Genomic DNA, 23650 nt, shown 5'->3' with positions numbered 1-23650 from the left:
CTTGAACAGTCGGGGTATTGCATTGAACGTGCGGATGTCGAAGTTTTTAGCAGTGCTTTTACATTGCGTCAATGTTGCATGACGGCGAAACACTTTTGCGGCGCTGCAATAAGCAAGCCCGGCGCGGCGCTATCGCGGCGGGGGCAGGTAAGAACGCTGCAATGGCGCGGCGACGCACGCGCGATTGCCGGGCGATAAAAAAAGCGTGCCGGACGCGCTGGCCGGATTGATCCGGCGAGGCATCAGGCACGCGATCCGCCATCCACAATCCGGCAGCGGCGGGGATACGTCTACGGGTTCAGGCAATGGCCCCGTAGATGCGGCGCGCGTCGGCGGCGGTGGCGATAGGGCGGCCCAGCGCGCGTGCGCCGTCCGCTACCTGACGCACCAGCGCGGCGTTGTCCGGCGCGATGCTGCCGTCGCGCAGCTTCAAATTGTTTTCAAAGCCCACGCGCATGTGGCCGCCAAACGCCGCCGCCGTTGTGACGCAGGCGTTTTCCTCGGGGCCGAACGCGCACACCGCCCAGGGCAAGGACTGATCGTACGCGCCCAGGAAGGGCAGCAGGTCATACGCCGACGAGGTCTGCCCGGCGCTGTAGCGTCCCAGCACAAACAGCACCGACCACGCGCCCGGCGGCACCATTCCGCGCGCGCGCAACGACAACCAACGCCGCACGTCGCCTTCGTCGTACAGGATGATCTGCGTCATGATGCGGCGCTCGGCCAACCAGGCCAGGAACGCTGCAAGCTCGGCCTCGGGAATGTCCGGCACGGCGATTTCGCGCAGGCCGATCGACACGGCTTCGGGTTGCAGTTCGCGCACCAACGCAATCTGCTCGGCCGCCTTGTACACGCCGGCGGCTTCGCTGGTGACCTGCACCAGCAACTCGCGGCCCACCGCGCGTTCCACGGCGGCCAGGGCGTCGCGATAGGCGGTGGCGTCCAGCAGGTGGCTGCCGTCCGGCTTGCGCACGTGCATGTGCATCATGCCGGCGCCCGCATCCAGGCAGGCGCGTGCTTCGCGCGCCAAGTCGTCGGCGGTCAGCGGCACGGCCGGATGGTCGGCGGCTTTCTTGTAGGCGCCGTTGGGCGCCACGGTGATGATGACGGGGGATTCGGCCAGCGCGGCGCGCGGCAGGGCAGGGGCGTTCAAGGCTGGATCTCCGGCAGTTCCGGGTTGATAAGGTCTAGGCCGGCGCGCAGCAAACGGTCGTAGCGGGCACGTTCGGCGGCAATGGTTTCGGGCGTCCAGGCGTAGAAACCTTCGCCCGCCTTCATGCCGTGACGGCCATCGGCGGCGCGTTCGGTCAGGCAGCGCGCGGGGTGATCGGCGTTGCAGAACGTGGGATACATCGTGGCGCCCGCGGCGGCGTGTACGTCGATGCCGGCGTGGTCGCGCTGCATGACGGGGCCGGCCGCCAGGAAGCGAAAGCCAAAGCCGAAGCGTACGGCGGCGTCCACGTCTTCCGGGGACGCGATGCCACGGTCGATCAGGTCAAACGCCTCGCGCGACAGCGCGTGCTGCAAGCGGTTGGCCAGAAAGCCCGGTAAATCCTGCTTGACCTTGACCGGCACGCTGCCGCAACGGCGCATGAAAGCTATCAACGAATCGGCGCAGGCGTTATCGCTGGCTTCGCCCAGCACCACTTCCACCAGCGGCACCAGGTGCGCGGGCATGAAGAAATGCAGGCCCAACATGCGGCCGCGCGTGTCCAGGCCCTGGCTGATGGCGCTGATCGGAAAGCTGGAGCTGTTGCTGGCCAGGATGGCGTCAGGGCGCGCGCGCCGCGCCAGGTCCGCGAACAGTGCCTGCTTGATGTCCAGCCGTTCGGGTATGCATTCGATGACCAGGTCCACGGTGGACCAGTCCACGTCGTCCAGGCTGGCAGCCGTGGCCAGCAGCGGGGCGTTGGCTTCGCGCCCGATCGTCTTCAGGTTTTCGGCCACGCGCGCGGGCAGGCCCGCCGCGCGTTCGGCGTTCGATTCGATCACGGTGGTGCGGCAGGCGGCGCGCGTCAGCACCACCGCCACGTCCGCGCCCATCGTGCCGCCACCCACCACCACTGCATGCGCCGCGCCCGGGTTGGGCAGCGCAGTTGCGTCCGTCTGCATGGTTTGCTCCTGTCATTGCATCGTCGTTGGGGGCGAGTGTAGAGAAGCCGGTTTGATAGATGAATCAGATTTTTTGGATAGAATGATCGATAAACCAGATCAATAAAAACCGAGGTGTTTGGGGACATGCAGATCAATCTTTCGATGCGCGACATCGATACCACGCTGGTGTTGGGCCGCACGCTGAACTTCCGGCAGGCGGCGGCCCAATTGCATTTGTCGCAGTCGGCGCTATCCACGCAGATACAACGCATCGAAGAGGCGTTGGGCGTACGCCTGTTCGACCGCACGACGCGCACGGTGCGGCTGACGGCGGCGGGCGAGGTCTTCATGCAGCAGGCCGCCACCTTGCAGGTTGCGTTCCGCGACGCCATTGCCGCCGTCAGCGGCGTCACCAGCGCGGAACAGGGCCAGGTGTCGGTCGCCGCTTTGCCGTCGCTGGCCGCGCGCCTGCTGCCCCGCGTGCTGATGGCCTATCGGCAGGAACACCCCCACGTCGCCCTGAAAGTGCGCGACACCTTGTCGGGCCCCGCGTTCGACCTCGTGCGCGCGGGCGAGGTGGACTTCGCCCTGACCGCCGCCGACCCCCAACACGCCGACCTGCATTACGTGCCGCTGATGTCCGACAGCTTTTTGCTGCTGATCCCCGAGTCGCACGCCTTGGCAAAATCAGGCGGTCCGCTGCGCTGGGCCGACACCGCCAATGCCGCGCACGTGTCGATGGTGCAGCCCAGCAGCGTGCGGCAATACACGGAATGGGCCTTCCTGCAAAACCGCATCCGCTTCACGCCCGCGTTCGAAGCCGAGCACCTGACGACCATTGTGGCGATGGTGGAATGCGGCTTCGGTGTGGCGGCCCTGCCCGAAATCGCCGCCGGCGCGGTATCGCAGACGGGGATCGTGCAACGCCCATTGATCGGGCCGGTGGCGGAAAGGTCGATTGGCTTGGTCACGTCACGCAACCGTAGTTTGTCGCCAGCGGCGGCGGCGTTGGTGGGCACGCTGAGGGAATATCTGGCGTTGCAAGGCAGGTGAGGGGGCGGTGATGGGGCGTTCGTCGGGCGCGTTCGTGGGGGGTGTTCTTGGCGCGTTCGTGGGGCTTATCCGTATTTCCAAGTAGGGCTTGCGATGCGAGTCGCCAACTTGGGTAACAGTCAGGCCGCGCGTCCTGGCCGAACCGGGGGCTTAAGCCGAATCGGCCCTGCCTGCGCCGCGCATCACGCTCGCAGCCGCGTTTGCTCCGACGCCAGATACGCGTCGCGCGAAGGCAGCAAATGGTCCCGGCAGACTGTCATCAAGGCCTCGCGGTCGCCGTCGCGCAGTGCGTGGATCATGGCCCAGTGTTCTTGTCTGGCGCGTTCGCGAGGGCCGGCGGCGACCAGGGTGCCGAAGCGGATCGGGTGGGTGCGGCGGGCGTATTCCTCGATGGCCTGGCCCAGCACCGCGTTGTCCAGCAGGCCGAAGAATTCGCGGTGAAAGCGTTGGTTGCTGCGGAACACGCGGCGTGCGTCGCCGTCGGCCACGGCGGCGTCGTGTTCGCGTTGGACCGTGATCAAAGCCGCCAGCCGCGCTTCGGGAACGGGTAGCGGCATCTGGCTGGCGGCGTGAACTTCCAGCACCTCGCGCAACGCGTACAGCTCCATGACTTCACGTGCGGAAAATGTCCGCACCACGGCGCCGACATTGCGCTTTTTTTCGACCACGCCCAACAGTTCCAGCTCGGTGAGCACCTGGCGCACCGCATGGCGCTTCATGGAAAAGCGCGCCATCAGCTCGTCTTCGGTCAGGCGTTGGCGCGGATGCAGCCGGCCGAAGACGATGTCTTCTTCCAGGGCTGCCACCGCGGATTGCGTGGCGTCGGGGGCCTCTGCTTGCAGGGCGTCGGGCGTGATGGCGTTCATGTCGGAGGGTTGTCGGGTCGGTTTGCTTTGCGGCGATCCGCGCCAGGGGTTCCAAGCCAGATAAGTTACACCGGGCCCATTTACTTCTTGGGCACCGTGTCGTGCGTAACGCCGGCGCGCAGGAAGTCGAAATCAACGCCCTGGTCGGCCTGCGTCACGGTTTGCAGGAACAGCTTGCGGTAGCCGCGGTCTGCCGTCGGACGCGTGATCGGGTTTTCGGCCGCGCGGCGCGCCAGTTCGGTATCGTCCACCAGCAGTGCGATTTCGCGGTTGGCGACCGACAGGCGGATGCGGTCGCCATTTTGCACGTAAGCCAGCGGGCCGCCGATCGCGGATTCGGGCGTGACGTGCAACACGATGGTGCCGGCCGCCGTGCCGCTCATGCGTCCATCCGAAATGCGCACCATGTCTTTGACGCCGGCGCGCGCCAGCTTTTTCGGGATCGGCATGTAGCCGGCTTCCGGCATGCCCGGCGCGCCGGTCGGCCCGATGCGCTTGAGCACCAGGATGTCGTCGGCGGTCACGTCCAGCGCGTCGTCGTCGATGCGGCGCGCCATGTCCTCGGCGTCTTCGAAGACCACGGCGCGGCCTTCGTGTTCCATCAGCTTGGGGTTGGCGGCCGACTGCTTGATGATGGCGCCGCCCGGGGCCAAATTGCCGCGCAGCACGGCCAGGCCGCCCACCGGGTAGATGGGGGCGGCGGCCGTGCGGATCACGTCCTGCTTGAAGGGCGCGGGTGCGTCATCCAGTTCCTGGCCCAGCGTGCGGCCGGATACCGTCATCACGTCCAGGTGCAGGAAAGGCCGCAACTCGCGCAGCAGCGCCAGCATGCCGCCGGCGTCGTGGAAGTCTTCCATATAGTGCTGGCCCGACGGCTTCAGGTCGACCAGCACGGGGGTTTCGCGGCTGATGCGGTCCAGCCCGGCCAAATCGATGTCGATACCCAGGCGGCCGGCGATGGCGGTCAGGTGCACGATGCCGTTGGTGGACCCGCCGATCGACAACAGCACCCGCAAGGCGTTTTCGATGGACTTGCCGTTGATGATCTGGTCGGGCGTCAGGCGCGATGCGGCCATGGCCACGGCAGTGGCGCCCGTACGTTCGGCCACGCGCACACGGTCGGCGGTAACGGCGGGAGCCGACGCGCCGCCCGCCACCATCATGCCCAGCGCCTCGGTGATGCAGGCCATGGTGCTGGCCGTGCCCATCACGGAACAGGTGCCCACGCTGGCGACCAGCTGGTTGTTGACGTCGGCGATTTCCGGCGCGTCGATCTCATCGGCGCGATAGCGGCCCCAGTAGCGGCGGCAATCGGTGCAGGCGCCCACGCGTTCGCCGCGATGCGAGCCGGTCAGCATCGACCCCGTCACCAACTGAATGGCGGGCACGCCGGCCGAGGCGGCGCCCATCAGCTGCGCGGGCACGGTCTTGTCGCAGCCGCCGATCAGCACCACGGCGTCCATGGGCTGCGCGCGGATCATTTCCTCGGTGTCCATCGACATCAGGTTGCGCAGGTACATGCTGGTGGGCTGCGAGAAGCTCTCGTGCACCGAGATGGTCGGGAAGTCCATCGGCAGGCCGCCCGCCAGCATGACGCCGCGCTTGACGGCTTCGATCAGCTGCGGCGCATTGCCGTGGCACGGGTTGTAGCTGCTGCCCGTGTTGACGATGCCGATGATGGGACGAGCCAGTGCGTCATCCGACAGGCCGGCGCCCTTGATGAACGCCTTGCGCAAGAACAGCGAGAAGCCCTTGTCGCCGTAGTTGGTGAGCCCGCGCGCCACGCCCTGCGCGGTTGCGCTGTCGCTGTCAAAAGGGCCCATCGCGGGCTTGGCGCCCTTGGTCTCGTCCGTCATATTCAGTCCCGATAATATTATTGATAATCCAGGTGCAAGATCATAGCCAGCCTTTGAAAGCGGCTGCAAGCGGTTTTCGGAACCCAAAATACTGATCGAAATTTCCGATCAGTCGATAGAAAAATTCTGATTCTTCAATCAAGTTTCGGCTCCTACACTGGCGCGGTTGACGAGCCGGGCGTCCGTCCATTCCTATACTCATCCCGGCTGGAGAGACCTATATGTCAGACCTGCGTCTGCGGCCGCGCCGTGCCGTCCTGTTTTCCCTGCTGGCCTTGTGCGCCGGCGTGTCCGCCCCAGCTTTGTCGGCCGATGCCTATCCCGACAAGCCCATCCGCCTGATCGTGCCGTACCCGCCCGGAGGCGCCACCGACGTGATCGGCCGCGTGCTGGCGCAGGAACTGACGGGCGCGCTGGGCCAATCGGTCATCGTGGAAAACCGTGCGGGGGCGGCGGGCAACATCGGCGCGGACCAGGTCGCCAAGGCGCAACCCGACGGCTACACGCTGTTGATGGGCGCGCTGACCAGCCACTCCATCAACGCCGCGCTGTATCGCGGCCGCGTCACGTATGACGTGGAAAAGAGCTTTGCGCCGGTGTCCATCGTAGGCACCGTGCCCCTGGTGTTCGTGGTGAACCCGTCGGTGCAGGCCAAGACGCTGTCCGAATTCATCGCGCTGGCCAAGTCCAAGCCCGGCTACATCACCATGGCGTCGGCCGGCAACGGGTCGCCGCAGCATCTGGCGGGCGAAATGTTCAAGCGAACGGCGGGTGTCGACATCCTGCACGTGCCGTACAAGGGCAGCGGCCCCGCCATGACCGATCTGATGGGCGGCCAGGTGCTCAGCATGATCGAAACCGTGCCGGCCGCGCAGGCCAACATCAAGGCGGGCAAGCTGCGCGCGCTGGCGGTGACCTCGCCCAAGCGCGTGGACGCGCTGCCTGATGTGCCGACTGCTGCCGAAGCGGGCCTGAAGGATTTTGAAGTCAGCTCGATGTTCGGCATCGTTGCGCCCGCCAATACGCCCGCGCCGGTGATCGACCGCCTGAACGGCGAATTGAAGAAGATTCTGGCCAAGCCGCAGGTGCAGGCTTCGTTGTTGAACCAGGGCGCCATCGCCACCTGGACGACGCCGGCCGATGCCAGCGCCCGGGTGTCTGCCGAATTGGCCCGCTGGACCAAGGTGATCGACGAGGCGGGTGTGAAGGGGGACTGATCCCGCCTTATTGATCGGGACATGGCCCGGGACATCGACCGGGACATTGGCCTGGTGTCGCCTTATTGTTGTTGATCGCACGCCGAAGATTCTCGCGAATCTTCGGCGTTATTTTTTGTGCAACGCCACCGGGCATCGCGCAACAACACGTTCGTGCAAAGGGGAAACCACGCATTAATTGCCGATGGGAAGTGCTTCGTGCGGCCGGTCGGCGGAAAAGCCGATGCAATAATTCGCAATACAGGATTTGTGCGCCGCACACGGGTATTGACCCTGTTCGGACTAGGCCGTAATGTTCTTTGCGGTCCAGCCTAGGACAGTGGGGGGATACCACGATGACAGAGAATCAAGACGAAAAGTCGATCCTGTACACGCACTTCGGTACGCACAGCCCTTATTGGCGTCTGTCGGCCGATAGCGACGCCATGGAATTGGCCGCCATCAAGGGGGCGACGAATGTCGCGATGGCGCTCAGGCCGGATCAGGCTGACATTGTTCGAAAGCTGACGGGGATTACCTCCAGCGTACGCATCGACATCGCCTTGTATGGCGACGTGCTGCGCTTGCACCTGGTGGGCCGCAAGATCAATCCCAATGAATGGGCCGGCACCGCGTCCGCCCATTCCGATACCGAGTCGGTCGCCAAGGACCTGGTTGAAGGCCTGTCGTTTGCCGAAACCGTAGTGTCCGAGGCCAATTCGGTAATCGTCATCGTGGACCAGAACGGCCGCGTGCAACGCTTCAACAAGCTTAGCGAGGAATACACGGGCAAGCGCGAACAGGACATCGTCGGACGCAGCGTGTTCGAAATGTTCATGACGCGCGAAGAGGCCATTGCCTCGCGCCGCAATATCGCCGAGTTCTACAAGCGCGGGCAGTCGTACGAAGTGGAACGCCTGATCAACACGGTCAAGGGCCCGCGCCTATTCCTTTTCCGCAATAAGTTCGTCACCAGCGGCAGCGGTGAAAAGCGCGTCTACCTGATCTGCTCGGGCACCGACATTACCGAAGAACGCGCGGCGCAGGAACGCCTGCGCGTGCTGGCCAACACCGACATGCTGACCAACCTGCCCAACCGCCACGCCATCACCGCGCGCTTGAAGGCGGCGCTGGCGGCGGGGCAGGAGGGGCGCGGCGGCGTGCTGTTCCTGGATCTGGACAACTTCAAGCGCATCAACGACCACTACGGCCACGGCTTTGGCGACCGCTTGCTCAAGGCCGTGTCGGTGGCGATCTCAACCTGCCTGTCGCCCGGCCAGACGCTGGCCCGCCTGGGCGGCGACGAATTCATCGTGTTGCAGGAACAGGCGCAGGCCTGGGAACTGGAAGCCACCGCCGAACGCATCATCGAACGCTTGCGCGAGCCGTTCCGGCAAGGCCTGATCGAGGTCTACACCAGTTGTTCGATCGGCATCGCGATGTACCCCGATCACGGCGCCGACCTGGACAGCGTGGTGCGCAGCGCCGACATCGCCATGTACGTGGCCAAGGAAGCAGGGCGCCACACCTACCGCGTGTTTCAGCCTGACATGGACCGCCGCAACGCCGACTACGTGTGGCTGGACACCAACCTGCGCAAGGCCCTGGCCGAGAACCACCTGATGCTGTACTACCAGCCCAAGCTGGTCGGCCGCACCGGCGAAGTACACAGCGTTGAAGCCTTGCTGCGCTGGCGCTCGCCCGAACGCGGCATGGTCTGCCCCGGCACCTTCATCCCTTATGCCGAAGAATCCGGCCTGATCTCGCCGCTGGGCGTGTGGGTGATGCGCGAAGCGGCGCGCCAAGCCGCCGCCTGGAAACGCGACGGCTTGAACATCCGCATCGCCATCAACATGTCGGCCCGCCAGCTGGATGACAAGGGCGTGGTCAGCGACTTCATGCGTGCCATCGGCGACGCGGGGCTGGACCCGTGCATGCTGGATATCGAGCTTACCGAAAGCTGCCTGATCGAAGACGAGGGCGCCGCCATCGACCTTATCAAGCAGTTCCGACAACTGGGCGCGCGCGTGCACCTGGACGACTTCGGCACCGGCTATTCGTCGCTGTCGCAACTGGCGCGCATACCGCTGGACGCCATCAAGCTGGACGCCAGCTTTGTGCGCGGCGTGAACGAAAATCCGGTGTCGCAGGCGTTGGCCCGCGCCATCGTGGCGGTGGCGCGCACGCTGGAATTGAAGGTGATCGCCGAAGGCGTGGAAACCACCGAAGAAGCCGGGTTCCTGGACACGCTGGGCGTGGACGCCAAGCAGGGCTACCTGTACGCCAAGCCCATGCCCGCGTCCGAATTCGTCACCTGGTTGGCCCAACGGCGCCGGCTGCATCTGATTGCTTGATGCCGCCCGCGCCGCGGCAGGCTTGCTTAGTGCATGGTGGCTTCCTGCGCGGCGTCGCTGCTGACGGCACTGCGACGGTTCTGCGCCAGCACCAGGCGTTCCATGTAGGCGCGGTCCTTCGGGTCAATCGAGAACGCGGCTTCCACCCAGTCCTCGGTGATGTCCATCAGTTCGGAACGCGACAGGTTGAGCACGCGCTGGCGAGCGCGCAGCATGGCGCGTATGCCGTTCAGCTTGGGCCGCATCACGTCGATGAACGTGCGGGTGGCGCGATACGCCTCGCCCGGTTCGAACAACGTGTCCACCAGCCCCTTGCCGTGGAACCATTCCGCCGTGTGCGATTCGCCCGAGCTGATCAGCTCTTCGGCCAGCCTCATGCCGGACCGGCGCGCCACCAGTGAATAGCCGCCCATGCCGGGGAACAGGTTGAACGCCATTTCCGGAAAGCCCATGCGCGCATTGTTCTGCGCCAGCACGAAGTGGTGCGCCAGCGCGGCTTCAAAGCCGCCGCCAAGCGCCGTGCCTTCGATCATGGCCAGCGAGATTGCTCCTGTATCGAAACCGCGCGAGGCGGCGTGTACGCAGTCCACGCAAGCTCGGGCGTAGGCACGCAGCGCTTCGCGTTTGCCGGTGCGGATGGCTTCGGCAAAGAAGTTCAAGTCGCCGCCCACGTTGTAGATCTGCGGCACCAGCGAGCCCGTGACCCAGAAGTCGATCGGCAGGCCGGAATCCTTGGCGGCGCGCGCCAGGGTCATGATTTCGTCGATAAGTTCGTGGTTGAAGCACGGCCGCGGTTGCGCACGCAGCATCATCCACATGACTCGACGTCCCTCCTCATAAAAGGCGGATATCTGCTTCATGTTTCCCGCGGCGGTGAAGGGATGGCAGTCTGTATGAATGAGTTGATTCATTTGCTTTCGTCCAATCGATCAAGGTGAGTCGGAGTACTGCCGGGTCAGCCTAAACCAGACCTTCCGGGTGCCGTCTCATGCAAATCTCGTCCGGCTGGCCAGACTTGGCCGTAGGTCAAACTCCGGAGTGAAGAAAGCAAAATCCACAACAACGCATGGCAAGACTCGCCCTCTCGGGCGAGGGGGCGCATCGCCGCAACGGATGAGCAAGCTCGCGAATTCGCGAGTTTCCGGGGGGGCGCGGGGCAGGTCCGTGCCGGCGGACGCGTCATGCAGACGGATGAGCTTGTTGCCCTTGGGCAACGGAAAATAATTCTCATTTGTAAATAGAATCGATTCTCGATAGCATCGCGGCTTTCGTTAACCTGAATCGATCAAGGGCTTTGCGATGCATCCGCCGTTTGTCCCCCGCCGCCTGTCCTGGGCACTTGCCCTGGCCCTGTCATCCGCCCTGCCGCAGGCCCTAGCCCAGACGGCGCAACTTCCGGCCATCAGTGTCGAAGGGGCCAATGCCGACGACCCGCGCGTGCCCGAAGTCACCACCGCCACGCGCACGCAGACGCCGGCCCGCTACGTGCCGCAGACCATCGACACGGTCAAGGTTGAAAACGTGCAGAACTACGGCATCACGACGATCAGCGACGCGCTATCCGGGATGCCCAACGTATCCAGCGCGCAGGACACGCGGTTCGACTCCGTGCGCATACGCGGCTTTGACGCCAGCAACGACTTCTATCTGGATGGCATCCGCGACGACAGCCAGTACGTGCGCGACCTGCACAACATTGAACGCATCGAAGTGCTGAAAGGGCCGGCCGCCGTGTTGTACGGGCGGGGCAGCCAGGGTGGCATCGTCAACCGCGTCAGCAAGGCGCCGCAGCCCGGCCGTGAATCCAGCATCGAAGCGCAGACGGGCAGTTGGGATTTGCGCAGCGTCTACGGCGACCTGAGCGCCGACCCCTCCGACAACGTCAGCGTGCGCCTGAACGTGGGCCAGGAAGACAGCAACAGTTTCCGCCACAAGATCGGCGGCACGCGTCAGCTGGTGGCGCCCGCCATCAACTGGCGCATCACGCCCAACCTGGACTGGCTGGTGCAGTACGAATACAGCCGCTACGACCGCACACCGGATCGCGGCATCCCCAGCGTCAATGGCCGCCCGGCCGACGTGGGCCGCGGCACCGTTTACGGCGACCCTGACCGCGACTACATCGACGACCGCGCGCAGTCGTTCCGGTCACGGCTGGCGTACACGCTGGCGCCCGACTGGCAACTGCGCTACACGCTGGGCGTCTTCAAGCTGGACAGCGACTTCGACAACACCTACCTGACCGGCTACAACGCCGCCACGGGCAAGGTCACGCGCACCCGCTGGCAGCAGGATCTGAGCACCCGCAACATCACCAACAACCTGGAAACGGAAGGCCTGTTCCATACCGGCGGCATCGAGCATCGCGTGCTGTTCGGGGTGGAACTGGCGCAGCAGGACCGTTCGCCCACCCTGTATACCGCGGCCACCAGCGGCCCCGGCGCGCAACCTGTTCCGGCGCTGGCCCTGTACGACCCGGATTTGTCCTTGCAGCACAACGGCCGCATGGCCGTCAGCAGCGATGCGCGGCACAAGGTCAAGAGCCAGGGCTATTACGTGCAGGACCAGATCCGTCTGAATGACGCATGGCAGGTGCTGTTGGGCGTGCGCATGGATCGTTTCAGCATCGATTCCACCAACCGCCTGCTGGACGCATCGGCCTCGCACGACAGCAGCGGTGTCAGCCCGCGCGTGGGCCTGGTGTGGACGCCGCTGCGCGACCATTCTTTCTATGCGTCGTATAGCAAGACGTTTTCGCCCACGGGCGGCGGCACCATCGGCATCACGCCAAACGCGCGCGGCAACACCAATGACCTGGACCCCGAACACACGCGCCAGACGGAAGTGGGCGTCAAAAGCGATTGGCTGGACGGGCAACTGAGCACCACGCTGGCGCTGTACCAGCTTGAACTCTATAACCGCCGCACCACCGACCCCAACGACCCCACGCTGGTGCTGCTGACCGGCAAGCAGCGGTCGCGCGGTATTGAGCTGACCGCCGCCGGCCGGCTGATGGGCAACTGGTATCTGCGGGGCGGAATCGGCTTGCAGAACGCGTCCATTATCGAAGACAACAACGGCATGGCGGGCAATCGCGTCAGCAACGTGGCGCGGCGCAACGGCAGCGTGTTCCTGACCTACAAGCCGGCCGACGGCCTGTATGGCGAAACCGGGCTGACGTTCGTGGGCGAACGCTACGCCGACAACACCAACCTGACCACGTTGCCCGGCTACGCGCGCTGGGATGCGCTGGTGGGCTACCGGACAGGCAAGTGGGACTGGCGCCTGGCGATGCGCAACATCACCGACAAGACCTACTACGGCTCCGCCACCAGCGCGGGGCAGATCCAGGTGGGCGAGCCGCGCACCGTGGTCGCAACCGCACAGTATCGGTTCTGAAAAGGCACGGTCGGCGCGGGGCAGAGTGGCCATATCGCGGCGCGCGCATTATCACGAGGCACGCGCCTGGCCGCCCGCCCGCGCCGGCGCATCGCTATGCCAGCCCGCCGTTGGCGCGCAGCACCTGCCCGTTGATCCAGCCGCTATCCGGGCCGGCCAGGAACGACACGATGCCGGAAATGTCGTCCGGCTGGCCCAGCCGTTCCAGCGGCGGCATCTTGGCAAAGTGCTCGATCAGCTCAGGGCTTTTGCCTTTCAGGAACAGCTCGGTGGCGACGGGGCCGGGGGCCACGGCGTTGACCGTGATGCGGCGGCCGCGCAATTCCTTCGAAAACACGCGCGTCAGGCTTTCGACTGCCGCCTTGCTGGCGATGTAGATGGCGTAACCGGGCAGGTTCGTTGCCACGGTGGTGCTGGACACGTTGATGATGCTGCCGCCGTCCGCCAGCCGCGTGGCGGCCTCGCGCAGCGTGTTGAACGTGCCGCGCGTATTGATGTCGAATGTCTGGTCGTAGGCCTGGTCGGTGGTATCCGCCAGCGGCTGCACCATCAACACGCCTGCGCAGTTGACCAGCGCGTGTACCGTGCCCAGCTCGGCTTCCACTTTGTCGTACATCGCGCGCACCTGGTCGGCGCGCGCCACGTCCGCCTGCACCGCCAACGCGCGGCCGCCGGCCTGGCGAATGTCGCTGACCAGGGTGTCGGCGTGCGCCGCGCTGGAGGCATAGTTGACGGCCACGGCGTACCCGTCGGCGGCCAGGCGGCGCACGATGGCGGCGCCGATGCCGCGCGACCCGCCAGTGACCAGGGCGACGCGTCGAGATGCTTGTTCGGGGGCTTGCTTGTTCATTGGGAATCTCCGGTTCAAAAAAGGGCGTGGGGCGCGGGGCGTAGGGCTAGAGGCGAAGCTTCGGATATCGGCCTGCGATGTTCGGGTGTGATTTCGGCTTAAACACCCGGCTTGAGACGAATCATGAACTATTCCAAACCGAAAATAATTACCCGATAATCGCTAACATCATTTCATTTGCATTAATAATCCCCGCCAAGACATGGACCGATTCCAGGAAATGCAGGTGTTCGTCCGCATCGCCGAGCGGCGCAGCTTTTCACTGGCGGCCGAAGACCTGCGCATCCCGCGCGCCACCGTCACCAACCTCATCAAGCGCATGGAACAGCGGCTGGGCGCACGGTTGCTGGAACGCACCACGCGGCAGGTCCGGCTGACGCACGACGGCGAGGCTTACTACCAGCGTTGCGTGCGCCTGCTGGCCGACCTGGAAGAGGCCGACGGCGCATTCCTGAACACCGCGCCCAAGGGGCTGCTGCGCGTTAACGCGCAGGGCACGCTGGCCAAGTATTTCGTGATGCCGGGGCTACCCGGCTTTCTGGAACGCTATCCCGATATTGTCCTGCACCTGGGCGAAGACGACCGGCTGGTGGACCTGGTGCGCGAAGGCGTGGACTGCGTGTTGCGCGCGGGCGCCTTGCAGGATTCTTCGCTGGCGGGCCGCCAGATTGCGCTGATGCCGCAGGTAACCGTGGCCAGCCCCGCCTATCTGGCGCGCTTCGGCACCCCCGCCGGCCTGTATGATCTGGCGCACCACCGTGCGGTGGACTATGTGTCCAGCGCCAGCGGGCGCGCCATTGCGCTGGATTTCATGGTGGACGGGCGCAACGTCACGGCGCGGCCCGCGTCGGTGGTCAGCGTGACGGGCGCCGAGCTCTACACCAGCGCGGCGCTGGCCGGGCTGGGCCTGGTGCAGGTGCCGCGCTATCGCGTCGAGCGCGAACTGGCGGCCGGCCATCTGCGCATCGTGCTGCCGCACCTGCCGCCCGCGCCCATGCCGGTGTCGGTGCTGTATCCGCAGAACCGGCAGGTGTCCGCGCGGGTGCGCGTTTTCACGCAGTGGCTGGTCCAGGTGTTCGCCACCGCATTCGATCAGACGATGCCGGTCAGGTAGTACACCGCAATCACCACAAACACCGACAGCGTTGAAATCAGCGTGATGGCAAAGATGTCGCCGTACGACTGGCGATGCGTCAGGCCGGTAACCGCCAGCAGCGTGATGACGGCGCCATTGTGCGGCAAGGTGTCCATGCCGCCGCTGGCCATCGCGGCAACGCGATGCAGCACGTCCATGGGGATGCCGGCGGCCACCGCGCCGTCGATAAAGGTCTGGGCCATCGCGGCCAGCGCGATGCTCATGCCCCCCGAGGCGGACCCGGTGATGCCCGCCAGCGACGTCACCGCCACGGCTTCGCCCACCAGCGGATCGGGTATGGCCTTGAGCGCGTCGGCCACCAGCAAGAAGCCGGGCAGCGCCGCGATGACGCCACCAAAGCCGTATTCGGCCGCCGTGTTCATGGACGCCAGCAGCGCGCCCGACACGGCGCTTTTGCTGCCTTCGGCAAAATGCGCCTTGATGGTCGAAAACGAGAACAGCAGGATGGTGGCAATGCCGGCAATCAGCGCGCCCATTACGGCCCACAGCGCGACCTGGTCGTCGGCGTTGATGGGCATGGGTTTGGCCAGGCCGGGCAGGTCCACTTCTGAACCGGCGGGATACCTGCCCGGAATCCAGCGCGTCAGCAGGAAGTTCATCACCCCCACGACCACCAGCGGCAGCAGCGCGATCAGCGGGTGGTGGTTGCGTTCCGTGGCCGGGGTGGTGGGTTCGTTGCGCAGTTCGGTGCCATAGGTTTCCCCGGCCGCCGCCGCGCGCTTGCGGCGCCATTCCAGGTACGTCACGCCCACCGTCAGCGTGAAGGCAGCGCCGATCAGCCCCAGCCATGGCGCGGCCCACGTCGTGGTTTCAAAGAAGGTGGTGGGGATGATGTTCTGGATCTGCGGCGTGCCCGGCAGCGCCGTCATCGTAAAGGTGAACGCACCCAGCGCAATGGCGCCCGGCATCAGGCGCTTGGGGATGCCGCCCTGGCGGAACATTTCGGCCGCGAACGGGTAAACGGCAAACACCACCACAAACAGCGATACGCCGCCGTAGGTCAGCACCGCGCAGACCAGCACGATGGCGATGATGGCGCGTTCGGCCCCGATCATGCGCAGCACGGCCTGCACGATGGCGCGCGAAAAGCCGGAGAGCTCGATCAGCTTGCCGAACACGGCGCCCAGCAGGAACACGGGGAAATACAGCTTGGCAAACCCCGCCATGCGTTCCATGAAGATGCCCGAAAACACCGGGGCCAGCGCGGAAGGGTCCGTCAACAGCACCGCGCCCATGGCGGCGATGGGCGCGCACAAAATGACGCTATAGCCTCGATACGCCGCCAGCATCAGAAACGCCAGCGCCGCCACCACGATAAACAATCCGGTCATTCAGGACTCCAGGAATGAAGAGATAAGGGGTGAAGGGCATACACCTTACCCGATCATTCCGGCAAGCCGCACCACGCCCACCACCCATCGCAGCAGGCGCGCCGCATGGGTCTGGACGGGGGGCGCCGGCAGGCACGAGATTCCAGCGAGACAAATAGGGTTCAAACATCGACGAGGTTTCGCCGGGGATTCACAACGTTGACATCAATGCCGCCGCCTTGCGCGCCAGCCGCGCCACGCCGAAGCTGGTGGCCAGCTCGTGGCCTTCCAGGTCCGACAGCGGGACCCACCGCGCGTCGCGCGCATCGTCGCCCGGGACCGGCTCGCCGGACTGCCAGCGGCACAGCATGGCGATCAAGATGAAATGGCGGCGCAGCACGCCGGCCTCGTCGCGGTCGAAGACGTCGACGGCGTCGAACACAAGCAGCGGCTCGGCCACCACACCGGTTTCTTCCAGCAGTTCTCGCGCAGTGGCGATTTCCAATGGCTCGCCGGCGTGGATCTTGCCGCCGGGGAAAGCCCAGCAATTTTCGTCGGGCGGGTTGGCGCGGCGCACCAGCAGCACGTGGCCATCACGGATGACGGCGGCGATGGTGGCGGCGATGGGGCCACGCGCCGGCTCGGGCGCAGCGGCGGCGGCGGGATCGGATGACGGGGTCGCCGTGGACGAACCCGAGGCCGCGCTTGCACGCTGGGCAGCGGATGAAGGGGGGGCGGCGTTGGAAGGGGAACCGGGGGGCGGCGCGGCGGTGGGCATGCGGAAATCTCCAAGCGGTGGCGCTCATCCTAGCGTATTCGGACGCGCCACCGCCTGGAGCGGGCTTGCTACTTCTTCACCAGCGGGCAGGTCGACTTCGACAAGGGCATGAAGGCCTGGTCGCCCGGCAGCGTTGCGACCAGCTTGTAGTAGTCCCACGGCCGCTTGGATTCCGACGGCTGCTTGACCTCGAACAGGTACATGTCATGCACCATCCGCCCGTCCTCGCGGATGCGGCCGTTGGTGGCGAAGAAGTCGTTGATGGGCATGGACTTCATCTGCTTCATCACGGCTTCCGGCGCGTCGGTGCCGGCCGCCTGCACCGCCTTCAGGTAGTGCATCACCGACGAATACGTGCCCGCCTGGCTCATGTTGGGCATCTTCTTGAGCTTGTCGTAATAGCGCTGCGACCAGGCGCGCGTCTGGTCATTCATGTCCCAGTAGAACGCTTCGGTCAAGGTGAGGCCGGCGGCGGCGTCCAGGCCGATGGCGTGGATGTCGTTGATGTACAGAAGCAGGCCGGCCATTTTCTGGCCGCCCTTGGTCAGGCCGAATTCGCTGGCCGCCTTGATGGCGTTAACCGTGTCGCCGCCCGCGTTCGCCAGGCCGACCACTTGCGCCTTGCTGGCCTGCGCTTGCAGCAGATAGGACGCAAAATCGCTGGACCCCAAAGGGTGGCGCGATGCGCCCAGCACCGTGCCGCCGTTGGCCTTGACGACCTCGGTGGCGGACGCTTGCAGTGTGTGGCCAAAGGCGTAGTCGGCCGTCAGGAAGTACCAGCTCTTGCCGCCCTTTTCAACGGTGGCGCGCGCCGTGGTGTTGGCCAGCGACCAGGTGTCGTAGGTGTAGTGCACCGAATAAGGCGAGCATAAATCGTTGGTGATGCGTTCCGTGCCTGGGCCGCTGAACACCACGATCTTCTTCTTTTCCCGGGCCACTTCCAGCACGGCCAGCGCGGGCGCGGACCCCGCCACGTCCATGATGGCGTCCACTTTCTGCGTGTCGTACCACTCGCGCGCCTTGGCGGCGGCGATGTCGGCCTTGTTCTGGTGGTCCACCACCATCAGGTCGATCTTCTTGCCCAGCACCGTGCCACCGAAATCGGCGATGGCCATCTCGGCGGCGGTGGCGCTGCCCTTGCCCGTCACGTCGGCGTACACGCCGCTCATGTCCAGGATCAGGCCCAGCCTGACGATGTCGTCAGAGATGGCGGCCGGCTGCTGCGCCCACGCCGGGGTGGCAGCCGCCGCCGCCAGGGCGGAAGCGGCGAACAAACGGGTAATCGTGCTGCGGCATTGCATGGAAATCCGGGGCATCTTGGCGTAAGCCATGGTTTGTCTCCTCTTGTGCCGGATCATGTGAAAACCTGCTGGCGCCTTGATGGCGCTCTGGCTTTTTTGGGGCGGGCCGCGAAAGTGGCGTGGACGGGCGATGGGCTCCTTGGGCGATGGTGGCGAGGGCGGGGCGGGGCCTGGGCCTTGACCCGTCAGCGCTGGGCCAGCAAATCGAATTCCATCCGCACTTTGCGAAACGGAAATTCCAGCCGCGCGAAATACACCACGCGACCGTCGATGCAGGCGTAGCGACGCAGCTCCGCCACCGGGGACGACACGGGAATCTGCAAGGATTCGGCCGACTCCTGGCCGGCTTCAATCACGTTCAACACCTGGCGCGCTTCGGTGATGCGGGTGCCGTAGAACTGGTCCAGCACGGGCGCCACGGTGCTTTTCTGGATGCGGGTGCGATGCTTGCGAAACAGTCCGCTTTCCAGGAACACTTCGCTGTAGCAAAAGGGGCCGGCATCCGTGGTGTGCACGCGCCGCAAATACTGGAACAGCCCGCTGCGGTCTGCCTCGCAAGGCATGCCCAGCGTGTCGGGCAAGGGGGAGTCGGCGCTGGATTCCACCAGCGACACGGTGCCCAGCTGGTTGCTCAGTTCTACCGTTTCGGCCCAGGTCTTGGGTATCAGCAGCGTGGGCGTTTCCGGCAGTTCGGCGTTGACGAAGGTGCCCGACCCGCGTGAACGCCGGATCAACCCGTCCTGTTCCAACAGGCCGAACGCCTGCCGGATGGTCGCCCGCGAGATGCCATAGGTTTCCATCAGCGATTCCAGCGGCGGAATCTGTTGCCCCGGCCGCCAGGTTCGATTCTGGATATGGCTGCGAAACAGCGCCGCCGCTTGCAGGTAAAGCGGCTGGGGGCTGCGCGAAAAAAGCTTGCGGGCGGGCATGGGGTCAGGGCGCGGGCGGTGAGGAGGGATCCGAGAGCATAGCGTTTGCCATGTCGCGCAGCCGATGTTTCTGGATCTTGACCGAATTGGCGCTTTCCACCGAGGGAAAGGCGTCCAGCACCGTGTAACCCACCGGCACCTTGAAGCCGGCCATCGCCGCCTTGCACGCGGCGGTCCAAGCGGCGGGATCGGCATGCGCGCCGTCTTGCAGCAGCACAAAGGCGTAGGGCACGAACTTGCCATGGCGCGTGGCGCCCACCACCTGGCAGGCGCGCACGCCAGGCAGGGTTTCAACCACCTGTTCGATTTCCACGGGGTTCACCAGAAAGCCCGACAAGCGCAGCGAATCGCCCATGCGGGTCTGGAACACAAACTGGCGTTCGGTCAGCGTGTAGCCCAGGTCGCCCGTCTTGAAATAGCCGTCGGCGGTGACAGCGTTGCGGGTCGCCTCAGGGTTGTCCAGATAGCCTTGCATCAGGCTGGGCGACAGGATTTCGATTTCGCCCGATTGGCCGTGCGGCAGCACTTGGCCGCTGTCCGGGTCGCGGGCGCGCACGCGGGCGTCGGGGTAGATCAGGGTGCCGCCGGGCTGGTGCAGGGCCGCCACGTCGCCCTGGGCCGGATCGCGGGGCTGGCCCGCCACCAGCGCGATCAGTTCGCTGGAGCCGTACAGGCCGGTCAAGGGCACGCCGGCCTGGCGCGCCAGGTCCAGCATGTTGTCCAGCGCGGGCGTGAAACTGGCAAAGCCGAACAGCCGGGCGGACTGGAACGCGCTGGCCGGCGCCGCCTGCATCATGCCCACCAACGCTTCATTGTTGGCATAGGTGTGCGTGACGGCATGGCGGGCGATGGCGTCGGCCGATTCGGCGGCGTTGAATACGGGCGCGCATACCACCGGCACGCCGCGCGCCAGGCCACCCACCAAGGTGGCAAAGCCGAACGCGCCGCAAAACGGTGCGCTGGCCAGGATGCAGCTGTCGTCGTCGTACTCGAAAGCGTCAGCCACGGTGGCGCCGTGGCGCAGCAACGTTTGCTGGTCGTGCAATACGAATTTGGGCTTGGACGTGGTGCCGGACGTGGTGAAGCACAGCACCCCGGCGTTGCCGTGCGGGGAAGGGGGCGGGGCCTGGGTGGCGAGCAGGTCGGCATAGCGATGCGCGGGCTTGCCATGCAGGGATGCGAAGGGGGCGCCCGCGTCAGAGTCGGCAATGGCCACGACGCCTTGCAGGCGCGTCAACTCCTGTGCCGGCACGTCGGCCAGAATGCCCGCGAAATCAATGCCCTTGAACCCCGGCCAGAACACCAGCCAGTCTGCCTGGCCCCGCCCCAATATGTCGGCCACTTCCAGCGCGCGAAAGCGCGTGTTGACGGCCAGCACCAGCGCGCCCAGATGCGCGCACGCCAGAAAGGACTCTACCCAGGCGGCGCAGTTGGGCAACCACACCGCCACGCGGTGCCCGGGCCGCACGCCGATATGCGCCAGGCCCGCCGCCAACGCGCGGCTTTGATCGCGTAGCTGCCGCGCGCTGATCGGCACGTTCTGGTCGATCAGCAGGCTGGCGTCGGGGCGGCGGTCTGCCAGCGCGTCCAGGTGCGCGGCAAAGGTCGAAAAAGGCTGCGTCATGGCTTACACCGTGGCAATGGGCGTCACGGGTGAACCCACCGCGCCGGGCATGCGCAGCGGCGGGGCGGTCAACAGGAAGCGGTTGCGCCCGTTGGCGTGCAGCCAATCGGCCAGGTCCTTCAAATACCAAAGCTCGGCCAGCGGCACCCCCAGCTTGAACAGGCAATGGTGATGCAGCGGCAGGATGGAATGGCCGGGGCCGGATGTGCGGGCCGGGTACGATTCCACGGCGTAGTTGTCGGCGCAGATGGCGGCCACGCCGCTGGCGCTGATCCAGTCCAGCAAGGCGCTGTCGGCGCCGTCCAGCACCGCGCCGGTCTGTTCAAGCGCGTGCGGGTCCGGCTGGCCGTTCATTTCGATCAGGCGTTCGGCAAAACCGGTGCGCAGCACCAGCATGTCGCCCGTTTCTACTTGCACATTCTGTTCGCGCATGGCCGCTTGCAGCTGCTCATGACCGACCAAGGTGCGGCCCGGGCCGAACGCGCGTTCCAGGTCCACCAGCACGCCGCGCCCCTGCATGCCCTTTTCGGCATAGCGGCTGACGCTGAGCTTGCGCGCGAACGAGCCGCCGGGTGGGCAGCAGGCGTCGGCCGACGTATCCGGGTCAGTGCCGCCAAACACGTCCACGCCCGCGGCGTAGCCGTTGTAGTAGACGCGGCGCGCTTCGCCGTCGCCCTGGATGTCGAACAGCGCGCCGACGTGGCACAGGCCATCCCATTGCGTGGAATATTGCATCGACAGCGTGACCTGGTCGTCGGACAGCACGTCAACGGCCTCGGGCTGCAACTGCGACATCGCAAAGTTCAGGTACGGCGTGCCTTCACGGAACGTGGGTTTCAGCGTGGGTGCATGGCGGCGGGGGTTGAGCACGTTGCCGCCAGGCAGGTCCAGCGGCAGCGACAGGCAGAACACCTTGCCCGCGCGCACTTCGCGCACCGCCTGCAAAACCTTTTCCTCGGTCAGCAGGTTCAGCCGACCCAACTCGTCGTCGGGGCCGAAGTCGCCCCAGGTCGATCCTTCGGGGCGTTGCGTCCAGCGTTTCATTGCTTGTCTCCTATTCGATTTCTATGTTTTTATAACTATAGTACGTATTTACGTACTTTGAGCGGGCGTCGTAACAAGCTGCCGTTTTCGCCCTCGTTCAATTCAAAAGAAATCCGCAAACAGCGGGTTCGACAGGAGACAAGTTCATGACCCAATCCGTTTCCCCGCGCGTCGGGCGGCGCCGGCTGGCGCTGGCCGCCCTGGCGCTGTTGGCGTTGCCCGTGGCGCATGCCGCGGGCTATCCCGACCACCCTGTGACCGTGGTGGTGCCGTATCCCCCGGGCGGCGGCGCCGACATCTTTGGCCGCGCCATCGCCAATGCCTTGCAACCCGGGCTCAAGCAGACGGTGCTGGTCGAAAACAAGCCCGGCGCGGGCGGCAACATCGGCATGGCTTACGTGGCGCGCGCCAAGGCCGACGGCTACACGCTGGGCCTGGGCACCATCGGCACGCAGACCATCAACCAGTTCCTGTACAGCAACATGGCGTTTGATCCCGAACGCGATCTGGTGCCGATTGCCTTGGTGTCCACCACGCCCAACGTGATTGCCGTCAGCGCAAAGTCGCCCTACAAGACGGTGGCCGACGTCATCCGCGCGGCCAAGCAGTCGCCCGACAAGAAGCTGACCTACGCGTCGCCGGGCATCGGCTCGTCGGTGCACCTGACCGGCGCCTACTTCGAAGCGATGGCGGGCGTGACGATGTTGCACGTGCCGTTCAAGGGCACGTCGGCGTCGCTGCCGGCCGTGGCGGGCGGGCAGGTGGACCTTTTGTTCGACAACCTGCCCGGCGCGCTGGCGCAGATCAAGGACGGCAACCTGGTGCGCGGTGTGGCCGTGACGTCGGCCGAACGCGACGCGTCGGTGCCCAATCTGCCGACCGTTGCCGAATCCGGCTTGCCCGGTTTTGACGTGACGGCGTGGTTCGCCTTGTATGCCCCGCGCGACACGCCGGCGCCGGTGGTCAAGCAGCTGATCGAGGCGGCGCGCAGCGGCTTGCAAAGCGCTGCCGTGGCGACGAATTTCGCCACCATGGGTGCAAAACCCGGTACGCTTTTCGGCCCCGACCTGGCCGCTTTCGAACGCGCCGAGCGCAAGAAATGGGGCGGGCTCATCAAAGACCAAGGAATCACCGCGCAATGAACACGCCCATCGCACTTGTCACCGGCGGCAGCCGCGGCATCGGCCGCGCCATCGTCGCCCGCCTGCTTCGCGACGGCTATCAGGTCGTCAATTTCAGCCGCCGTCCGCCCGATGCGGTGCTGCCGGGCGAGACTTTCCGTTCGGTCGACCTGGGCGATGCGGCCGCCACGCGCCAGGCCGCGCAAGCGCTTGCGGCCGAGCGCCGTGTGCTGCACCTGGTGAACAACGCCGGCATGATTCAGGTGGCGGATATCGCAGACGTGACAGAGGCCGATCTCCAGCGCACGCTGGCCTTGAACCTGACCGCGCCCGTGCTGCTGCTACAGGCGCTGCTGCCTGCGATGCGCGAGGCGAAGTACGGGCGCGTGGTCAATATCGGCAGCCGCGCGGCGCTGGGCAAGGGCGGGCGCACGGTCTATGGCGCGTCCAAGGCCGGGCTGGCCGGCATGACGCGCACGTGGGCGCTGGAACTGGCGGCGGACGGCATCACGGTGAACACCGTGGCGCCCGGGCCGATCGCCACTGAATTGTTCAACCAGTCCAACCCCCCGGGGGCGCCGAAGACGCTGGCCTTGGAAGCGTCCATTCCGGTGCAGCGGGTGGGTCAGCCGGAAGAAGTTGCGCACAGCGTCGCGATGTTTCTGGACCGGCAGGCGGGGTTCATGACCGGGCAACTGCTGTATGTCTGCGGCGGGATG

General features: G+C 65.6%; 19 protein-coding genes. 7 read left to right on the top strand and 12 right to left on the bottom strand.

From position 1 onward, the window contains the following. Nucleotides 1–298 precede the first annotated feature (298 nt). Both ACNPP0_RS25240 and ACNPP0_RS25235 read right to left on the bottom strand, forming a co-directional pair. A complete protein-coding gene (locus tag ACNPP0_RS25240) occupies nucleotides 299–1153 on the bottom strand; it encodes a beta-keto acid cleavage family enzyme (RefSeq protein WP_448707332.1) in 855 nt (284 codons plus the stop codon). Further along, nucleotides 1150–2112: a 3-hydroxyacyl-CoA dehydrogenase family protein gene (locus tag ACNPP0_RS25235; RefSeq protein WP_314357095.1), complete on the bottom strand. Its 963-nt coding sequence runs from the start codon at nucleotides 2110–2112 to the stop codon at nucleotides 1150–1152. Before ACNPP0_RS25235 ends, ACNPP0_RS25240 begins: the two co-directional genes overlap by 4 nt. Nucleotides 2113–2238: 126 nt before the next feature. On the opposite strand from ACNPP0_RS25235, the gene ACNPP0_RS25230 reads away from it, so the two are divergent. Beyond that, nucleotides 2239–3147 carry a LysR family transcriptional regulator gene (locus tag ACNPP0_RS25230; RefSeq protein WP_448707331.1) on the top strand — a complete coding sequence of 303 codons (909 nt, stop codon included), beginning with the start codon at nucleotides 2239–2241 and terminating at the stop codon, nucleotides 3145–3147. Nucleotides 3148–3329: 182 nt separating this feature from the next. Here ACNPP0_RS25230 and ACNPP0_RS25225 read toward each other — a convergent pair whose 3' ends face one another. Then, on the bottom strand, nucleotides 3330–4013 hold the full coding sequence (locus ACNPP0_RS25225; protein ID WP_448707330.1) for a GntR family transcriptional regulator: 684 nt from the start codon (nucleotides 4011–4013) through the stop codon (nucleotides 3330–3332). A gap of 80 nt (nucleotides 4014–4093) precedes the next feature. Next, the gene (locus ACNPP0_RS25220; protein WP_448707329.1) at nucleotides 4094–5869 is read right to left on the bottom strand and encodes an IlvD/Edd family dehydratase; all 1776 of its coding nucleotides are present in this window, start codon (nucleotides 5867–5869) and stop codon (nucleotides 4094–4096) included. 221 nt (nucleotides 5870–6090) lie between these two features. Between ACNPP0_RS25220 and ACNPP0_RS25215 the strand changes: the two genes are divergently transcribed. After that, nucleotides 6091–7086 (top strand): Bug family tripartite tricarboxylate transporter substrate binding protein, encoded by a 996-nt coding sequence (locus tag ACNPP0_RS25215; RefSeq protein WP_332607489.1) that lies wholly within the window; start codon nucleotides 6091–6093, stop codon nucleotides 7084–7086. A 335-nt stretch (nucleotides 7087–7421) separates the two neighbouring features. After that, the gene (pdeR, locus tag ACNPP0_RS25210) at nucleotides 7422–9419 is read left to right on the top strand and encodes a cyclic di-GMP phosphodiesterase (protein WP_332607490.1); all 1998 of its coding nucleotides are present in this window, start codon (nucleotides 7422–7424) and stop codon (nucleotides 9417–9419) included. A 26-nt stretch (nucleotides 9420–9445) separates the two neighbouring features. On the opposite strand, the gene ACNPP0_RS25205 is transcribed toward pdeR, so the two are convergent. Next, nucleotides 9446–10330: a crotonase/enoyl-CoA hydratase family protein gene (locus ACNPP0_RS25205; protein WP_332607491.1), complete on the bottom strand. Its 885-nt coding sequence runs from the start codon at nucleotides 10328–10330 to the stop codon at nucleotides 9446–9448. A 388-nt stretch (nucleotides 10331–10718) separates the two neighbouring features. On the opposite strand from ACNPP0_RS25205, the gene ACNPP0_RS25200 reads away from it, so the two are divergent. Then, entirely contained in the window at nucleotides 10719–12818 is a 2100-nt protein-coding gene (locus ACNPP0_RS25200) for a TonB-dependent receptor (protein WP_332607492.1), read from the top strand. A gap of 94 nt (nucleotides 12819–12912) precedes the next feature. Here ACNPP0_RS25200 and ACNPP0_RS25195 read toward each other — a convergent pair whose 3' ends face one another. Further along, entirely contained in the window at nucleotides 12913–13668 is a 756-nt protein-coding gene (locus tag ACNPP0_RS25195; RefSeq protein WP_448707328.1) for an SDR family oxidoreductase, read from the bottom strand. A gap of 202 nt (nucleotides 13669–13870) precedes the next feature. Here ACNPP0_RS25195 and ACNPP0_RS25190 point away from each other — a divergent pair, with 202 nt between their 5' ends. Further along, nucleotides 13871–14782: a LysR family transcriptional regulator gene (locus ACNPP0_RS25190; RefSeq protein ID WP_448707327.1), complete on the top strand. Its 912-nt coding sequence runs from the start codon at nucleotides 13871–13873 to the stop codon at nucleotides 14780–14782. Here ACNPP0_RS25190 and ACNPP0_RS25185 read toward each other — a convergent pair. The 6 genes from ACNPP0_RS25185 to ACNPP0_RS25160 all read right to left on the bottom strand — a co-directional run bounded on the left by ACNPP0_RS25185 (nucleotide 14761) and on the right by ACNPP0_RS25160 (nucleotide 21810). Further along, entirely contained in the window at nucleotides 14761–16155 is a 1395-nt protein-coding gene (locus ACNPP0_RS25185; protein ID WP_448707326.1) for a GntP family permease, read from the bottom strand. The genes ACNPP0_RS25190 and ACNPP0_RS25185 overlap by 22 nt on opposite strands. A gap of 190 nt (nucleotides 16156–16345) precedes the next feature. Next, nucleotides 16346–16759 carry an NUDIX hydrolase gene (locus ACNPP0_RS25180; protein WP_332608907.1) on the bottom strand — a complete coding sequence of 138 codons (414 nt, stop codon included), beginning with the start codon at nucleotides 16757–16759 and terminating at the stop codon, nucleotides 16346–16348. A 221-nt stretch (nucleotides 16760–16980) separates the two neighbouring features. Next, nucleotides 16981–18243: an ABC transporter substrate-binding protein gene (locus tag ACNPP0_RS25175; RefSeq protein WP_332607496.1), complete on the bottom strand. Its 1263-nt coding sequence runs from the start codon at nucleotides 18241–18243 to the stop codon at nucleotides 16981–16983. Nucleotides 18244–18398: 155 nt separating this feature from the next. Next, nucleotides 18399–19142, bottom strand: a complete 744-nt coding sequence (locus ACNPP0_RS25170) for a GntR family transcriptional regulator (protein WP_332607497.1) — start codon at nucleotides 19140–19142, stop codon at nucleotides 18399–18401. Nucleotides 19143–19146: 4 nt separating this feature from the next. Next, nucleotides 19147–20766 carry an AMP-binding protein gene (locus ACNPP0_RS25165; RefSeq protein ID WP_448707325.1) on the bottom strand — a complete coding sequence of 540 codons (1620 nt, stop codon included), beginning with the start codon at nucleotides 20764–20766 and terminating at the stop codon, nucleotides 19147–19149. A 3-nt stretch (nucleotides 20767–20769) separates the two neighbouring features. Continuing rightward, complete coding sequence (locus tag ACNPP0_RS25160; protein ID WP_332607499.1) at nucleotides 20770–21810, bottom strand: cyclase family protein; 1041 nt, start codon at nucleotides 21808–21810, stop codon at nucleotides 20770–20772. A gap of 146 nt (nucleotides 21811–21956) precedes the next feature. Between ACNPP0_RS25160 and ACNPP0_RS25155 the strand changes: the two genes are divergently transcribed. Continuing rightward, entirely contained in the window at nucleotides 21957–22952 is a 996-nt protein-coding gene (locus ACNPP0_RS25155) for a Bug family tripartite tricarboxylate transporter substrate binding protein (protein ID WP_448707324.1), read from the top strand. Next, a partial coding sequence (locus tag ACNPP0_RS25150) for an SDR family oxidoreductase (RefSeq protein ID WP_448707323.1) occupies nucleotides 22949–23650 on the top strand: 702 nt, incomplete at its 3' end. The genes ACNPP0_RS25155 and ACNPP0_RS25150, both read left to right, overlap by 4 nt.

It is taken from the genome of Achromobacter semiaridum, assembly GCF_053543755.1.
Note: the sequence above shows the minus strand (reverse complement) of the source record. Positions and strands in the feature narration are given on the sequence as shown.

Coding starts and splice junctions, on each gene's coding strand:
- ACNPP0_RS25235 (WP_314357095.1), bottom strand. CDS start 2,112: ATGCAGACGGACGCAACTGCGCTGCCCAACCCGGGCGCGGCGCATGCA.
- ACNPP0_RS25230 (WP_448707331.1), top strand. CDS start 2,239: ATGCAGATCAATCTTTCGATGCGCGACATCGATACCACGCTGGTGTTG.
- ACNPP0_RS25225 (WP_448707330.1), bottom strand. CDS start 4,013: ATGAACGCCATCACGCCCGACGCCCTGCAAGCAGAGGCCCCCGACGCC.
- ACNPP0_RS25220 (WP_448707329.1), bottom strand. CDS start 5,869: ATGACGGACGAGACCAAGGGCGCCAAGCCCGCGATGGGCCCTTTTGAC.
- ACNPP0_RS25215 (WP_332607489.1), top strand. CDS start 6,091: ATGTCAGACCTGCGTCTGCGGCCGCGCCGTGCCGTCCTGTTTTCCCTG.
- pdeR (WP_332607490.1), top strand. CDS start 7,422: ATGACAGAGAATCAAGACGAAAAGTCGATCCTGTACACGCACTTCGGT.
- ACNPP0_RS25205 (WP_332607491.1), bottom strand. CDS start 10,330: ATGAATCAACTCATTCATACAGACTGCCATCCCTTCACCGCCGCGGGA.
- ACNPP0_RS25200 (WP_332607492.1), top strand. CDS start 10,719: ATGCATCCGCCGTTTGTCCCCCGCCGCCTGTCCTGGGCACTTGCCCTG.
- ACNPP0_RS25195 (WP_448707328.1), bottom strand. CDS start 13,668: ATGAACAAGCAAGCCCCCGAACAAGCATCTCGACGCGTCGCCCTGGTC.
- ACNPP0_RS25190 (WP_448707327.1), top strand. CDS start 13,871: ATGGACCGATTCCAGGAAATGCAGGTGTTCGTCCGCATCGCCGAGCGG.
- ACNPP0_RS25185 (WP_448707326.1), bottom strand. CDS start 16,155: ATGACCGGATTGTTTATCGTGGTGGCGGCGCTGGCGTTTCTGATGCTG.
- ACNPP0_RS25175 (WP_332607496.1), bottom strand. CDS start 18,243: ATGGCTTACGCCAAGATGCCCCGGATTTCCATGCAATGCCGCAGCACG.
- ACNPP0_RS25170 (WP_332607497.1), bottom strand. CDS start 19,142: ATGCCCGCCCGCAAGCTTTTTTCGCGCAGCCCCCAGCCGCTTTACCTG.
- ACNPP0_RS25165 (WP_448707325.1), bottom strand. CDS start 20,766: ATGACGCAGCCTTTTTCGACCTTTGCCGCGCACCTGGACGCGCTGGCA.
- ACNPP0_RS25160 (WP_332607499.1), bottom strand. CDS start 21,810: ATGAAACGCTGGACGCAACGCCCCGAAGGATCGACCTGGGGCGACTTC.
- ACNPP0_RS25155 (WP_448707324.1), top strand. CDS start 21,957: ATGACCCAATCCGTTTCCCCGCGCGTCGGGCGGCGCCGGCTGGCGCTG.